Source organism: Phenylobacterium sp., from assembly GCF_016793285.1.
Lineage (GTDB): Bacteria > Pseudomonadota > Alphaproteobacteria > Caulobacterales > Caulobacteraceae > Phenylobacterium.
Genome location: NZ_JAEUMO010000207.1, coordinates 24,045 through 36,500, shown reverse-complemented (window position 1 = coordinate 36,500; position 12,456 = coordinate 24,045). Strand labels below are relative to the sequence as shown.

15 protein-coding genes and 1 riboswitch are annotated in these 12,456 nt (G+C 71.1%); of the genes, 7 read left to right on the top strand and 8 right to left on the bottom strand.

All coding sequences use genetic code 11. The features are described 5' to 3' along the window. Positions 1-6: 6 nt before the first annotated feature. Positions 7-1,311, bottom strand: a complete 1,305-nt coding sequence (locus JNL41_RS18080; RefSeq protein WP_293477378.1) for a nitrate/nitrite transporter — start codon at positions 1,309-1,311, stop codon at positions 7-9. Positions 1,312-1,671: 360 nt separating this feature from the next. On the opposite strand from JNL41_RS18080, the gene JNL41_RS18075 reads away from it, so the two are divergent. Further along, positions 1,672-2,448 (top strand): cyclic nucleotide-binding domain-containing protein, encoded by a 777-nt coding sequence (locus tag JNL41_RS18075; RefSeq protein ID WP_293477376.1) that lies wholly within the window; start codon positions 1,672-1,674, stop codon positions 2,446-2,448. Positions 2,449-2,561: 113 nt separating this feature from the next. Here JNL41_RS18075 and moaA read toward each other — a convergent pair whose 3' ends face one another. Both moaA and JNL41_RS18065 read right to left on the bottom strand, forming a co-directional pair. Then, positions 2,562-3,539: a GTP 3',8-cyclase MoaA gene (gene moaA, locus JNL41_RS18070; RefSeq protein WP_293477374.1), complete on the bottom strand. Its 978-nt coding sequence runs from the start codon at positions 3,537-3,539 to the stop codon at positions 2,562-2,564. Next, a riboswitch (molybdenum cofactor riboswitch) is annotated at positions 3,529-3,667 on the bottom strand. It overlaps the preceding gene by 11 nt. A 58-nt stretch (positions 3,668-3,725) precedes the next feature. After that, positions 3,726-4,895: an NnrS family protein gene (locus tag JNL41_RS18065; protein WP_293477372.1), complete on the bottom strand. Its 1,170-nt coding sequence runs from the start codon at positions 4,893-4,895 to the stop codon at positions 3,726-3,728. A gap of 167 nt (positions 4,896-5,062) precedes the next feature. Here JNL41_RS18065 and JNL41_RS18060 point away from each other — a divergent pair, with 167 nt between their 5' ends. Beyond that, complete coding sequence (locus tag JNL41_RS18060; RefSeq protein WP_293477370.1) at positions 5,063-5,611, top strand: hemerythrin domain-containing protein; 549 nt, start codon at positions 5,063-5,065, stop codon at positions 5,609-5,611. Between the two features lie 98 nt (positions 5,612-5,709). Here JNL41_RS18060 and moaB read toward each other — a convergent pair whose 3' ends face one another. Together moaB and JNL41_RS18050 are read right to left on the bottom strand one after the other, a co-directional pair. Next, positions 5,710-6,261 carry a molybdenum cofactor biosynthesis protein B gene (moaB, locus tag JNL41_RS18055; protein ID WP_293477368.1) on the bottom strand — a complete coding sequence of 184 codons (552 nt, stop codon included), beginning with the start codon at positions 6,259-6,261 and terminating at the stop codon, positions 5,710-5,712. Between the two features lie 13 nt (positions 6,262-6,274). After that, positions 6,275-6,562, bottom strand: a complete 288-nt coding sequence (locus JNL41_RS18050; RefSeq protein ID WP_293477366.1) for a MoaD/ThiS family protein — start codon at positions 6,560-6,562, stop codon at positions 6,275-6,277. Between the two features lie 57 nt (positions 6,563-6,619). Here JNL41_RS18050 and JNL41_RS18045 point away from each other — a divergent pair, with 57 nt between their 5' ends. After that, positions 6,620-7,099 (top strand): hypothetical protein, encoded by a 480-nt coding sequence (locus JNL41_RS18045; RefSeq protein ID WP_293477364.1) that lies wholly within the window; start codon positions 6,620-6,622, stop codon positions 7,097-7,099. 133 nt (positions 7,100-7,232) lie between these two features. Next, the gene (locus JNL41_RS18040) at positions 7,233-7,745 is read left to right on the top strand and encodes a PRC-barrel domain-containing protein (RefSeq protein ID WP_293477362.1); all 513 of its coding nucleotides are present in this window, start codon (positions 7,233-7,235) and stop codon (positions 7,743-7,745) included. 12 nt (positions 7,746-7,757) lie between these two features. Here the strand turns inward: JNL41_RS18040 and JNL41_RS18035 are convergent, their stop codons facing one another. Both JNL41_RS18035 and JNL41_RS18030 read right to left on the bottom strand, forming a co-directional pair. Further along, positions 7,758-9,251 (bottom strand): nitronate monooxygenase, encoded by a 1,494-nt coding sequence (locus tag JNL41_RS18035; RefSeq protein ID WP_293477360.1) that lies wholly within the window; start codon positions 9,249-9,251, stop codon positions 7,758-7,760. A 37-nt stretch (positions 9,252-9,288) separates the two neighbouring features. Beyond that, positions 9,289-9,936 carry a superoxide dismutase gene (locus tag JNL41_RS18030; RefSeq protein ID WP_293477359.1) on the bottom strand — a complete coding sequence of 216 codons (648 nt, stop codon included), beginning with the start codon at positions 9,934-9,936 and terminating at the stop codon, positions 9,289-9,291. A 260-nt stretch (positions 9,937-10,196) separates the two neighbouring features. Between JNL41_RS18030 and JNL41_RS18025 the strand changes: the two genes are divergently transcribed. Further along, positions 10,197-10,646, top strand: a complete 450-nt coding sequence (locus tag JNL41_RS18025) for a MarR family transcriptional regulator (RefSeq protein ID WP_293477358.1) — start codon at positions 10,197-10,199, stop codon at positions 10,644-10,646. Positions 10,647-10,785: 139 nt separating this feature from the next. On the opposite strand, the gene JNL41_RS18020 is transcribed toward JNL41_RS18025, so the two are convergent. Next, a complete protein-coding gene (locus JNL41_RS18020) occupies positions 10,786-11,472 on the bottom strand; it encodes an RNA polymerase sigma factor (RefSeq protein WP_293477356.1) in 687 nt (228 codons plus the stop codon). Between the two features lie 126 nt (positions 11,473-11,598). On the opposite strand from JNL41_RS18020, the gene JNL41_RS18015 reads away from it, so the two are divergent. Further along, complete coding sequence (locus JNL41_RS18015; RefSeq protein ID WP_293477354.1) at positions 11,599-12,120, top strand: DUF4142 domain-containing protein; 522 nt, start codon at positions 11,599-11,601, stop codon at positions 12,118-12,120. Continuing rightward, complete coding sequence (locus JNL41_RS18010; RefSeq protein WP_293477352.1) at positions 12,089-12,448, top strand: plasmid stabilization protein; 360 nt, start codon at positions 12,089-12,091, stop codon at positions 12,446-12,448. Before JNL41_RS18015 ends, JNL41_RS18010 begins: the two co-directional genes overlap by 32 nt. Positions 12,449-12,456: the final 8 nt, after the last annotated feature.

The window sequence follows — 12,456 nt, the reverse complement described above, 5'->3', positions numbered from 1 at the left end:
TGCGGGCTATGCGGCGGCGGGGCGCGCGGGAGCCGGCGCCGCGGGGGTTTGGAAGCTGGGTTGAAGGCCGGCCATCTCGGGCAGTTCGGGCAGGTCGGCGAGCTGCGGCGTGCGCGCCCGCTCCATGCGGCGGATGGCGAAGTGCATCCACGCCAGCGCGGCGGCGACCAGGACGAACAGCAGCATGAAGCAGCTCGTCCAGACGTGGGTCAGGTCGTTCAGCGCGCCGAAGGCGATGGGCAGGACGAAGCCGCCCAGGCCGCCGATCATGCCCACCAGGCCTCCGACCGAGCCGATGTGGTCGGGGTAGTAGACGGGGATGTGCTTGTAGACCGCCGCCTTGCCGAGGCTCATCGCGAAGCCGAGGCAGAACAGGATGACGACGAACGGGATCAGCCCGGTCGCGAGACGGAAGGTGATCGGCCCCTGGATCCCGTCCACGATGTAGGTCGTCGCGGGGTAGGAGAGCAGGAAGGTGCAGAGCACGCTGACGCCGAAGGTGATGTACATCACCTTGCGCGCCCCGATCCGGTCGGACAGCCAGCCGCCGAACACCCGGAAGAGCGAGCCCGGGATCGAGTAGGCCGCCGCCAGCATGCCGGCCGCCGCGATGTTCAGGTGGTAGACCGCCACCAGGTAGTGGGGCAGCCACAGCGAGAGCGCCACGAACGCGCCGAAGACGAAGAAGTAGTAGAGGGCGAAGCGCCAGACCTGCAGCTTCTTGAGGGGCGAAAGCTGCATCAGGGCGGGGGTCGGCTTGGCGCCGGTGCGGCGCCGCTCCACCAGTTCCGGGTCGTCACGCGTCACGAGGAACGCGACGACGGCGACGACCGCCAGCGCGCCGGCCCAGACCTGCGCCACCGTCTGCCAGCCGAAGGCCAGCATGACGAACGGGGCGGCGAACTTGGTCACGGCCGCGCCGACGTTGCCGGCGCCGAAGATGCCCAGCGCCGTGCCCTGGGTCTTCTTCGGGAAGAACTTGGAGACGTAGGCGACGCCCACCGAGAAACAGCCGCCGGCGAGGCCGACGCCCAGCGCGGCCAGCAGGAACTGCGGATAGGTCTGCGCGTGGGACAGCAGGAACGTCGCGACCGCCGCCGACAGCATCACCAGCAGGCTGACGAGACGGCCGCCGACCTGGTCGGTCCACACGCCCAGGGGAACCCTGATCAGCGAACCCGTCAGGATCGGCGTGCCCGCCAGCAGTCCGAACTCGGCTTCGCTGAGCCCGAGCTCCTGCTTGATGCGGATTCCGATGATCGAGAAGATCGTCCACACCGCGAAGCACGCGGTGAAGGCGAAGGTGCTCATGCCGAGCGCGACTCGGGCGCCGGGTTGGGCTGAAGCGGTGGTGGCGGTCACGGCGACCCCTCGAAGCCTCTCGGGAAACCACACGTTTCCCGCTTGTCGCCGAGACTTGCTGTAGTGCGCCGCAACGATCTTTGATCAGCATCAACCCTGCGCCGTTATTGACTGATGGGCGCACGAATAGGTGCGGCAATAGCGCGCGTTTGTCCTCGATCTACTGACGACTGGACTCGGATCAATCGTTCACTTGATGAACATCAAGCCCTTTGACCGCGGCGCAACGCCCCGATTGATGGAAATCAAGGCGACGCCGGCCCGCCCGGAGCCTGCTGCGGCCCACGTCTTGTGTGAGGGCCCACGACCATGCCTATGCGACCGGCGGACCTCGAGCGGGTGCGAGCCCTGCCGCTCTTCGCGGAGTGCTCCGACGCCGTGTTCCGGGACGTCACCGCAGGCGCCTTCCTGCAGCGTTTTCCGCCCGGCACGACCCTGCTGCTGGAGGGCGACCGGGTGGACTTCCTGTACGTCCTGCTCGACGGCATCGTCGAACTGGAGGGCACCTGGAACGACAAGGAGACGACGCTTTCGGTTCTGCGTCCCGTCTCGACGTTCATCCTGGCGGCGGTGGTCCTCGATGCGGACGGCCTGATGAGCGCGCGGACCCTCGAGCGGTCGGACATCCTGATGCTGTCGGGCGAGGCGTTGCGCCGCGCCATGAAGTCCGATCCCGGACTCGCCTTCGCGGTCGCCGAGGAACTGTCCGGCTGCTACCGCGGCCTCGTCCGCACCCTGAAGAACCAGAAGCTGCGCGGCGGCGTCGAGCGGCTGGCCAACTATCTCATCACGCAGAAGATCCGGCTGGGCGGCGAGCCCACCTTCACCCTGCCGCACGAGAAGCGGGTGCTGGCCTCCCTGCTCGGCATGACCCCCGAGAACCTGTCGCGCGCCTTCGCGACCCTGGCCGACTACGGGGTCCAGACCAAGGGGGCCGAGGTGACGATCGGCCGGCCGGCGGTGCTGGAGCGTCTGGCCAAGCCGACGCCGCTCATCGACAACCACCAGCCGGTCCGCGGCGGCCCGACGGGCAAGGCGCAGCGGGAGCGCTGGCCGGCGCCGGCCGGCCGGGGCGAAGCCGCCTAGAGCATCGTGCCGAAAAGTGGCCGCCGGTTTTCGGCGACAACGATGCGCAATCAAAAACCTGGAGCGCGCCGCCTGATTCCCGAATCACGCAGCGCGCTCTGGCGCTCTGGGGGCTAACCGCCGAACTGCGCCAGTTGACGGGTGTCGCCGCTGTCGGCCTCGTGCAGCCGGTGGCCGGCAGGCTTCCCGATCAGCGCGCGGACGATGCGGGCCTGCAGGGCTTCGGGCGCGTCGGCCTCCAGCAGGTCGCGCAGGTCGACGCCCAGCTCGCCGAACAGGCAGAGCCGCAGTTGGCCCCTCGCGGTGACCCGCAGCCGGTTGCAGCCATCGCAGAAGCCCGGCGCATAGGGCGCGATCAGGCCGATCCGGCCCGCATAGTCGGGGTGGCTGAACTCCTGCGCCGGGCCGTCGTCGAGGCCGCGGGCGTGCGCCGTCCAGCCCCGCTCGGCCAGCCAGGTCGTGAGCACCGTGCCCGGAACGTGCTGTTCGGCGAAGAAGGCGGCGGTGTCGTTGGTGCGCATCAGCTCGATGAAGCGGACGGCCACAGGACGGTGGCGCACGAACTCGGCGAAGGCGTCGAAGCCCTGCCCGACGCCGTCGCGCAGCAGCACGCCGTTCACCTTCACGCTCGGCATCCCGAGCGCGCACGCCGCGTCGATCCCGCGGACGACCGAGGCGAGCCGGTCATGCCCCGTGATGCGGCGAAAGCCCTCGGGGTCGAGCGAGTCGATGCTGACGTTCAGGTTGGTCAGCCCCGCCGCGCGCCAGGCGCCGACCTGGCGTTCGAGGTTCCAGCCGTTGGTGGTCATGCAGACCTTGTCGACGCCCGGGACGCCGGCGGTGCGGGCGATGATCTCGGCGACGTCGCGCCGCACGCTGGGTTCGCCGCCGGTCAGGCGCACCTTGCCGACGCCGAGACCGGCGAAGGCGCGCACGACGCGTTCGCACTGGTCCGGCGTCAGGAAGCTCTCCGCGCCCGTCTTGCGGTAGCCGTCGGGCAGGCAATAGGTGCAGCGGAAGTTGCACACCTCGGTGATCGAGAGGCGCAGATAGCGGAAACGGCGGCCGAAGCCGTCGACGAGAACGCCCAAGCTGGCTCCTTTCCAAGCACGGGAGGCGGCGGCGTTTCCCCCGGCGCCCTTGCCGGATTGTCCGGCGCGGCGCCGCAGCCGTGGCGCGGATGCGCGGTAGGCGGAGACGCTCGGAGCGGCGTGCGGCGCGATCGGCCGCACGCAGGATCGTCTAGCTCGGCGCCGGCGTGTGGCCCTTGACGTCGATCAAGCCGCGGCGCGTGGCCGGGTCAGCATCGGGGCGTAGGCGATGACGAAGCCGCCGAAGGCCGCCGACCAGAACACGGCCGAGGCGATCAGCAGGCCGGGTTGCAGGCCGCCCGCAAACGGCGCGGCGACGCGCGCCAGGGCGCCCAGGTTGATCAGGACGTAGATCGCGGTCGTGCCGACCCCCGCGGCGAGCGCGCGCCCGGTGTGGCCGCGGGTCGCGCGGGTCATGACGGCGAGGGTCATCACGCCCACGGCGCCGGCCGTCAGGGCATGTACGCCGGCGCTCCGCGGAATCTCGATCCAGAGCCGAGAGGCGCCGAGCAGTCCGAGGCCGCTCGCCAGCCAGGCGTAGCCGACGTGCAGGATCCAGACGAGCGGCTCGGAACGGGCCGCCCAGCCGCGCCAGCGGACGAGGCGCACGACATTGGCCGCTCCGGCCGCCAGGAGGGCCACGCCCGTGGCGGGCGCGTCCGGCATGAGGACCCAGAGCAGCGCGCCGAGCCCGGTGAGGCCGAGCGCCACCTGGTCCACCCGCCCGCTGACGGCCGGTTCCGGCGCCAGCCGCCGCGCGCGCATCCAGTTCCGCGTGAAGCTCGGGGTGATGCGTCCGCCGATGAGCGTCATCAGGACCGCTGCGACGCCGAGGGCGAGGCGCTCGCCCAGGCCGGAACTCCAGAGGCGGGCGTCGAGATGGAAGGCGATGTTGCCGAGCGCCATCAACGAGACGAGCGCGGCCACCGGCAGGTTGCGCCAGTTGCGCCCCGCCAGCACCTCGCGCCACACGACGCCGGCGAAGACCACCAGGAATGCGCAATCCACGACCGCGCTGATCGGCCCGAGCACGTAGGCGAAGGGGACCGCCAGGCGCCCCGCCAGCCACAGGCCCGCGAGCGCCGCCAGCGGGCCGCCGATCACCGGCATGCGGCCGGTCCAGTTCGGAACGGCGGTGGTGAGGAAGCCCGCGATCACGGCCGCCAGGAAGCCGAACAGCATCTCGTGGACGTGCCAGTCGCGATGCACGCCGGCGGCCAGCGGCGAATGCAGGCTCCAGACCCAGAGCGGTACGGTCAGGGCGGCCCAGGCTGCGCCCATCAGGAAGAACGGGCGGAAGCCGAAGCTGAAGATGGTCGGCCCCGTATAGGCGCGGCGGGCGGCGGCGGTGGACATGGCGCTCGAATATCACCGCAGGCCCGGACCTCGCCTTGATGGTGGTCAAGCGCGCGCCGGAGTCCGGCGATCCCGTGCGGCGCTTGCCGAACATCAAGCGTGGACCCGGCGGGCCTCAAGGCGTCGGGGCGCGCGGTGGGCTATCACGGCGCGCAAGGAGCTTTCCCGTGTTCGACCAGACATCCGTTTCCGCCCCGACCGCGGTGGCCGCCGGCCCGGTGATCCGCTGCGCCCTCTTTCCCCCGTCGCCGGCCCACGGCGCCTCTGTGGAGGTGAAGGGCCTCATCGACCTGATCCTGACGCGCTACCACGAGACGCATCGCCGCGAGTTCCCGCAGGCCATCGCGCTCGCGCGCAAGGTCGAGGCGGTCCACGCCGGTGACGCCGACTGTCCCCGGAGCCTGGCCGACCACCTCGCCTTCATGGCCGATGACCTGGAGAGCCACCAGCAGCGTGAGGAGCAGGTGCTGTTTCCGATGATCCTCGGCGGGGGCAGCCCGATGATCCGTTTCCCGATCGGACGGATGATGGCCGAGCACAAGGACGTCGAGGAACAACTGGTGCGCCTGCGCGCGCTGACGCGCGACCACAGCGCGCCGCCCGGAGCGTGTGCGACGTGGCGGACCCTGGTCAACGCCTGCCGCAAGCTGGATCTCGACCTGCACGAGCATATGCGGCTCGAGAACGACGTCCTCTTCGCGCCCTTCCTCTCCTGACGTCCAGGGGAAGCGGCGGCCGGCGCGCACACCCCGCCGGCAGTCGCAGCGCGGACGCCAGGGACGGCGGCGGGCTTCGGGTCCGCCGCCGTCGACGTTCAGGCGCAGACGCCGCGATAGCGCGGGATCTGCCCGACGAGCGAGCAGGGCTTGAAGCGGCTGTCGAACTCCTGCGCGAGAACGAGGTCCCATGCGTCGCGGCAAGCCCCGGTGGAGCCCGGCACGCAGAACACGAACGTCTCGTCGACCTGGCCGGCCAGGGCGCGCGACTGCAACGTGGAGACGCCGACGGTGCCAAGGCTGGCCTGGTGGAACACCACCGCGAAGCCGTCCATTTCGCGGCGCAGCAGCGGCCGCACGGCTTCCGGGGTCACGTCACGCGGCGCAAAGCCCGTGCCGCCGGTCGTCACGATGACGTCGACCGCGGGGTCGGCGGCCCATGCGCGGATCTGCGCCTGGATGGCCGGTACGTCGTCGGACACGATCGACCGGCCGGCGAGCACATGGCCCGCGGCCGCGAGCCGGTCGGCCAGCAGTCCCCCGGACGTGTCCGTCTGCAGGGTTCGCGTGTCGGATATCGTCAGGACGGCGATGTTGAGCGGATAGAAGGGCAGCGACGGGTCGATGCGCGCCTTGGTCTTGGGAGCCATGCTTCCGTCCATCTCAGCCTCCGGAAAACGCGGGAAGGAACGCCACTTCCTGGCCGCCCCGAACCGGCGCGGCGTCGTCCACCGCCAGGTTCTGGTCCACGGCCGCGCGCACGCTCGGCTCGGCGAGGATGTCGCCGCCCTCGGTCTCCGCCACCAGCCGGCGCCTGAGGTCGGCGATCGTGCAGCCCGCAGATGGGATCGCGATGCTCCGCAGGCGCCCGAAGCGGTCGGCGAGCTTGCCGAAGAACAGGAGGCGGACATTCGCGGTGTCGGGGCAGTCGAGGATCGCTGGCGTGGTCATGCGGGGTCCGGCGGAGAACGTACGTCCAAGCCCTAACGGCTGCGCGCCGCGCCGCGTTTGTCGAAGATCAAGCCCCTGCCGGACAGGACGCCGCAGCGCGGTGCAACGATCAAGGCTCAGCTTGACGGGCGGCAATCGCGTTCGCGCTGCGCCGGCCTAGCCTGCGGCAAGATCGCAAGGAGACATTCCATGTTCAGCGTGAAGACGTTCAGTGCGCTCGCCGCCGTCGCGGCGCTGGCGCTTCCGGCCGCCGCGACGGCGCAAGACGTGACGCCGCTGCAGGTCGACGGACGCGCGCCGACCGAGGTGCGCATCGCGCTCGCCGGCAAGCCGGCTGTCGCTGTGAAGCAAGAGATCCGGACGGCGTCCGGGGTCGTCTGCCGCAACGCCATCACCAACCGCGAACTCGCGCTCTATGAGGCGGATTGGTGCAGCCACGCGACCGAGGTCCGCGCCCTCGCGCGCTACGCAAGTATCGTCAAGCACAACGCGACCGCGCTGGCCGCGGGCTCGCAGATCATCCTGGCTGTCCGCTAGGCGCTCGGGCCGGCGGCGCGACAGGCTCATCCTTCGATGAAACCTGCGGGCGCCGCCTGAAGGCGGCCGGCCGAGATTGAACTCCGGATCCGCTCCATATATATCGTAACACGATATATATGGAGGAAGGGTGATGAAGAACATCTCGGAATGGCTCGCCTCCAACGGGCTGACCGGCAGCGATTTCGTCGCGGCTAACCGTCGATGGTCGCGGACGGTCGGCAGCTCCTGGTACAGGGCGCCGACGCCGGCCCCGGAGGCCAGTCTCGACTTCCGGGGCTTAGAGCATCCGGGGCATCTGCTGGTGACCGCCGGACGGATAGGCGGGCGCGCGGTGTTCGACATCGCCGGCGTGCGGGTCGGACAGATCTTCGACATCTCCCTGGACAAGCGGACGGGCGCGGCGATCCACGTCCTGGTGGCCACGGGCGGGATCCTGGGGCTCGGTCGCCGCTATCGGGCGCTGCCGTGGGAGATCTTCAGCTACGCGCCGGACCTGCGAGCCTATGTGCTGCCGATGACGCGGGCGGAGATCGAGACCGTGCCGGCGATGCGGGCGGACCAGCTCGAACGGTTCGGCGGCGGCTACCGCTCCCCGTTCGATCGCGCGGAGGCGCCGCCCTACATCGACCCGCCGTTGCTCTAGCCCCTTCGGCGCTCAGGCGGAGGCGCTGCGCGCCGCGAGGGCGGCGTTGGCCTCGTCGATGTTGCGCACGTGCGCATCCAGCATCTCCCGCAGCGTCGCGTGGAGACCCGCGTCGCGCACCCGCGGCCCCAGCGTGCGCAGCTTGCGCGCGACCCAGCCCTGGCCGCGGTTCACGAACGCCAGCCGCGCCTCGACGCCTGCGATCGCCATCGCGTTCCCATAGAAGTCCCCGACCCTGGTCGAGGGTTCGGCGCCGAGCGCGAGCAGGGCCTGGAACAGCGCCTTGCACCACCTGACCTCGTCGGCATGGATCACCCGGGCCAGCGCCTTCAGTTCCGGATCGTCGGTCTCGGTGGCGATCCGCGCGGCCACTCGCGCGCCGGCCCGCTCGGCTTCGAGCAGGACGTTCAGTTCCGCCACGAGCTCGTCGACGGGCGCGAAGCCCATGTAGGCCTCGTCGGCCTGGCCGGCGTAGCAGACGGGGGAGGCGGGCTCGCGCTCGTCGGGTTCCGCGGGCGCGCGGAGCCGACGTTCGGCTGGCAGGCAGTGCCTGGCCGCCGCGACGATGGCGCGCAGGCGCTCGCCGGCCGGCACGATCTCGTGGATCCGCCCGGCGCCCTGGCCGGCGTACAGCGCCATGGCCTCGAAGTCCCCGGTCATGGAGCGCAGCGGCGAGTCGGTGCTGAACAGGTAGATCGAGCGCGCCCCTTCGGCCCCGATGACCTGGCGCGGCTGGGCATGAGGGTCGCCCCGCGCTCCACGCGTCACGCTGTTGGGCAGGACCCGGACCGCGGCGTTCGGCGGCCAGTTGATGTGGAAGTCTTCGGTGTGGACGGTCTCACCGGGGGCGGCCTCGACGATCCGGCGCTTGTGATAGTCGTGGGCAAAGGACTCCCGGGTCGCCAGGAACGCCGTGCCCAGCACGGCGCCCTGCGCGCCCAGCATCATGACGGCGGCGAGATCCTCGCCGTCGGTGATCCCGCCGGCGGCCAGGACCGGGACGTCGGCGGCGCCCAGGACGCTGGCCACCAGCGCGTGCAGGCCGCTGCGGCCGCGGACGTGGCCGCCGGCCTCCCAGCCCTGGGCGATGAGGATGTCGGCGCCCGCCTCCTGCGCAGCGATCGCTTCGTCCAGCGCGCCGACCTGGCACGCGACGAGGACGCCTTCGCCCCGCAGGCGCTTCACCGTCTCGGCGGACAGGTCCCAGAACAGCGTCACCGCATGCACGCCGCCGTCGATGCAGGCCTGCACCTCCGCCTCCAGCAGCGCGGGCCTGGTCGCGGCGGGGATCAGGTTGACGCCGAACGGCCGGTCGGTGCGGGCGCGGACCGCCGCGATCTCCGCGGCCACGAGCTCCGGACGCTCGCGGACCATGCCCAGGAAGCCGAAGCCGCCGGCCTCGGTCACCGCCGCCACCAGTTCGGACCGCGCCACGCCCCCCATCCCAGCCAGCACGACGGGATAATCGCAGCAGAGCAGGTCGCAGACCGGTGTATGCAGATCCATCCGAACTCTCCCGGGTGACGTTCGCGGCGGTCGCGGTTCAGGCGCTCGCCGTCGCGGCGACGGGGACGGCGGGATAGGCCCACCCCTCGGCCCGGCCGAGCGAGGCCTCGTACTGGCGCTGGGCGAAGGCCCAGTTCGCCGCGCCGTCCCACCATCCCGACAGGTAGGCTCCGCGGTCGTTCCTGTAGTCGAGATAGTAGGCGTGTTCCCACAGGTCGCAGACGAGCAGCGGCGTCACGCCTTCGTGGCGCAGGACCGTGTCGCCGTCGTGCGTCGTGACGATCGACAGTACGCCGCGTTCGGCGGTGAGCCACACCCAGCCGGAGCCGAAGTGGCCCAGGCCCTGGGCGATGAACTCGGCCCGGGCGTCGCCGCCGAAGGCCCGGCCCAGCGCCTGGGCGAGGTCGCCCGATGGCGGGGCGAGGTGGGGCGACATGCAATCCCAGAAGAACCCGTGGTTCAGCGCCTGGGCGGCGTTGTTGAACAGCTTGCGTGCGCCACGGTGCCAGGCGCGGGTCACGACCTGTTCCAGGGGACCCTGTTCGCCGGGCGTGTCCGCCAGCATCTGGTTCGTCACCTCGACGTAGCGTGCGTGGTGCTTGTCGTGGTGAGTCCGCATCGTCGTTTCGGAGACGACGGGCTGCAGCGCGTCGTAGGCGTAGGGCAGGGCGGGCAGGACGATCATAGGTGGGCTCCGGACTCGGGAGAGAGCCGGCAGCCGGGTCATGCAGGCCGACCGCCGTCCCCTTCCTCCCATGCACGACAAAATATGTCGTGAAGCGATATAATGCAATGTCGCGAACGCGAAGGCCCGCAATCCGGGCGAGGTCCGAAGGATCGGCCCTCTGCTCCCGCTCTCCGGATGCGCGATCCGCAGGAATCGATGGGCCGTCCGCCGGCTTGGACTATGCTGGCGCCACGCCGGCCCAGGGATCAGGAGAAGCGATGACGTCCGCAAAGCGCGCCGCGCCGAAGAAGGCCCGGCTGACGGCCGGCGACTACGAGACGCTGGCCTCGTTTCGCTACGGGGTCCGGCGCTACCTCGCCTTCGCCGAGGCGAACGCGCGGTCGGTGGGCCTCACCTCGCAGCAGCACCAGGCCCTGCTCGCCATCAAGGTGCGCACGGCCACCCGCCCGATGTCGGTCGGCGATCTGGCCGCGGAACTCCTCCTGAAGCACCACAGCACCGTCGAACTCGTCGGTCGGCTGGAGAAGGCCGGCTTCGCCAGGCGTCTGGTCGACGACGAGGACCGGCGCAAGGTCCAGGTGTCCCTGACGCCGGCCGGCGAGGACGTCCTGGCGGCGTTGTCGGTGAGCAACCTGCGGGAACTACGGCTCATCGCGCCCGCGTTCGCCGGCCTCCTCGACCAGGTGGACAAGCTCACGGAGGCCTGACTGCCAGATTGCATCGTGCTGCGATCTTAAGATATCGCGGAACGACATTGATCGACTCCCGGACTGCCACCTCCGCGGCCGTGGGACCGTGGTCGGCGCCGCCCACATCACGGCGGGCGGGGCGTGCGCGGCTGATCCGTCAGCCCGCCGGGGACGCGCCGAACAGACGGTCCAGCACGTTCGCGGTGATGCGCTCGCAGCGCGCGCCCAGGAACGGATAGGCGCCCACCATCACGTCCGCGAGCTTGGCGTCGAGCGCGTCGCGCAGCCGCTGGCGGGCCCGATGCAGGCGCGTCTTCACCGTCTGCGGCTTGAGCCCCAGGTGATCGGCCGTCTCGTCGATGCTGAGCTCCTCCACCTCCCGCAGCACGAAGACCAGCCGGAAGGGCTCGGGGAGCTGGTCGACGGCCTGCTCGAGCAGCCGGCGGATCTGGGCGCGGGCCGCGTCGGCCTCCGGCGTCTCCGGACCCCGGCCAGGGAAGGCGACGACCTGTGCCCCGGCCGGCGTGTCGAGCAGGTCGAGTCCGACTGTCGCGCGGCGGCCGCGCAGGCGGCCGTGCGCCTCGTTGAGGACGATGCGCGTCAGCCAGGTCGCGATGCCCGCCTCGCCCCGGAAGCCGCCGATCGCGGCGAAGGCCCGTGTGTAGGCCTCCTGGAGGACGTCCTCGGCCTCGGACTCGCTGCGCACCACGGCGCGCGCGACGCGGAACAGACGCTGGTTGCAGCGCCGCATGATCTCGCGGAACGCCGCGCGGTCGCCGCGCCGGGCGAGGGTCACCAGGTCGGCTTCCGGCAGTTGTGCAGGGTCGAGGGTTGCGGCGCGCATGGGGATCTCCAGCCTACGCCATTGGATGGCGCGGCGCCGCGAAGGTTCCCGGGAACCTCCGCCGCCCTGTGCCATCCAATGCCCGAAGCCGTCCGCTCCAGGCCGGCTGGGAACGGAGAACCCCTCATGCTGAAGGCCCTCGGCCTCGCCGCCGCCCTGGCGCTCGCCGCGCCGCTCGCTGTCCTGGCCCAGGCGGCCGGACCCAGCGACGCACAGATCGCCCACATCGCCTACACCGCCGGCGCGGTCGACGTCGCCGCCGGCGAGCAGGCGCTGCGAAAGTCGCGCGACAAGGCCGTCCGCGCGTTCGCCGAATCCATGGTCCGCGACCACAAGGCGGTGAACGAGCAGGCCCTGGCCCTCGTGAAGAAGCTGGGCGTCACGCCGCAGGACAACCCCACCAGCCAGGCGCTCGCCAGCGGCGGCGCCGACAAGCTGAAGGCCCTGGCCGCGCTGGACGGCGCCGCCTTCGACAAGGCCTACATGGCCAACGAGATCGCCTACCACCGCACCGTCAACGACGCCCTGGCGTCGACCCTCATCCCGAGCGCCCGGAATGGCGAACTGAAGGCCCTCCTGCAGACCGGCCTCAAGCTCTTCACCGAACATCAGACCCATGCCGAGCACCTGGCCGATGGGCGACCCTGAGCGCGGCCCGGCCTACCCCCGCCGGGCAGTCCTCGCGTTGGCCGGGGCGGCGATCGCCGCCCCGGTCTCTGCCGCGCCGCGGGTCGTCACGGTGACGATGCGCGACATGGCGTTCGGCGCGGTCCCGACCGGGCTGCGGGTGGGCGATATCGTCGAGTGGGTCAACCTCGACCTCTTCCGCCACACGGCGACGGCGCGGAACAAGGCGTTCGACGTCGATCTCGTCCCGAGGGCGAGAGCCCGCACGGTGCTGCGACAACCGGGCGTCGTGGCGTTCTACTGCCGGTTCCACCCGGGCATGACGGGGGTCCTCGAGGTCGCGAAGTAGCGACCTCG

What these genes read in the sequence shown, in the direction of transcription:
- JNL41_RS18025 (WP_293477358.1), top strand. Translation starts at nt 10,197, where the DNA reads ATGACGTCCGCAAAGCGCGCCGCGCCGAAGAAGGCCCGGCTGACGGCC.
- JNL41_RS18050 (WP_293477366.1), bottom strand. Translation starts at nt 6,562, where the DNA reads ATGACCACGCCAGCGATCCTCGACTGCCCCGACACCGCGAATGTCCGC.
- JNL41_RS18065 (WP_293477372.1), bottom strand. Translation starts at nt 4,895, where the DNA reads ATGTCCACCGCCGCCGCCCGCCGCGCCTATACGGGGCCGACCATCTTC.
- JNL41_RS18040 (WP_293477362.1), top strand. Translation starts at nt 7,233, where the DNA reads ATGAAGAACATCTCGGAATGGCTCGCCTCCAACGGGCTGACCGGCAGC.
- JNL41_RS18035 (WP_293477360.1), bottom strand. Translation starts at nt 9,251, where the DNA reads ATGGATCTGCATACACCGGTCTGCGACCTGCTCTGCTGCGATTATCCC.
- JNL41_RS18080 (WP_293477378.1), bottom strand. Translation starts at nt 1,311, where the DNA reads ATGAGCACCTTCGCCTTCACCGCGTGCTTCGCGGTGTGGACGATCTTC.
- JNL41_RS18075 (WP_293477376.1), top strand. Translation starts at nt 1,672, where the DNA reads ATGCCTATGCGACCGGCGGACCTCGAGCGGGTGCGAGCCCTGCCGCTC.
- JNL41_RS18030 (WP_293477359.1), bottom strand. Translation starts at nt 9,936, where the DNA reads ATGATCGTCCTGCCCGCCCTGCCCTACGCCTACGACGCGCTGCAGCCC.
- JNL41_RS18015 (WP_293477354.1), top strand. Translation starts at nt 11,599, where the DNA reads ATGCTGAAGGCCCTCGGCCTCGCCGCCGCCCTGGCGCTCGCCGCGCCG.
- moaB (WP_293477368.1), bottom strand. Translation starts at nt 6,261, where the DNA reads ATGGCTCCCAAGACCAAGGCGCGCATCGACCCGTCGCTGCCCTTCTAT.
- JNL41_RS18010 (WP_293477352.1), top strand. Translation starts at nt 12,089, where the DNA reads ATGCCGAGCACCTGGCCGATGGGCGACCCTGAGCGCGGCCCGGCCTAC.
- JNL41_RS18020 (WP_293477356.1), bottom strand. Translation starts at nt 11,472, where the DNA reads ATGCGCGCCGCAACCCTCGACCCTGCACAACTGCCGGAAGCCGACCTG.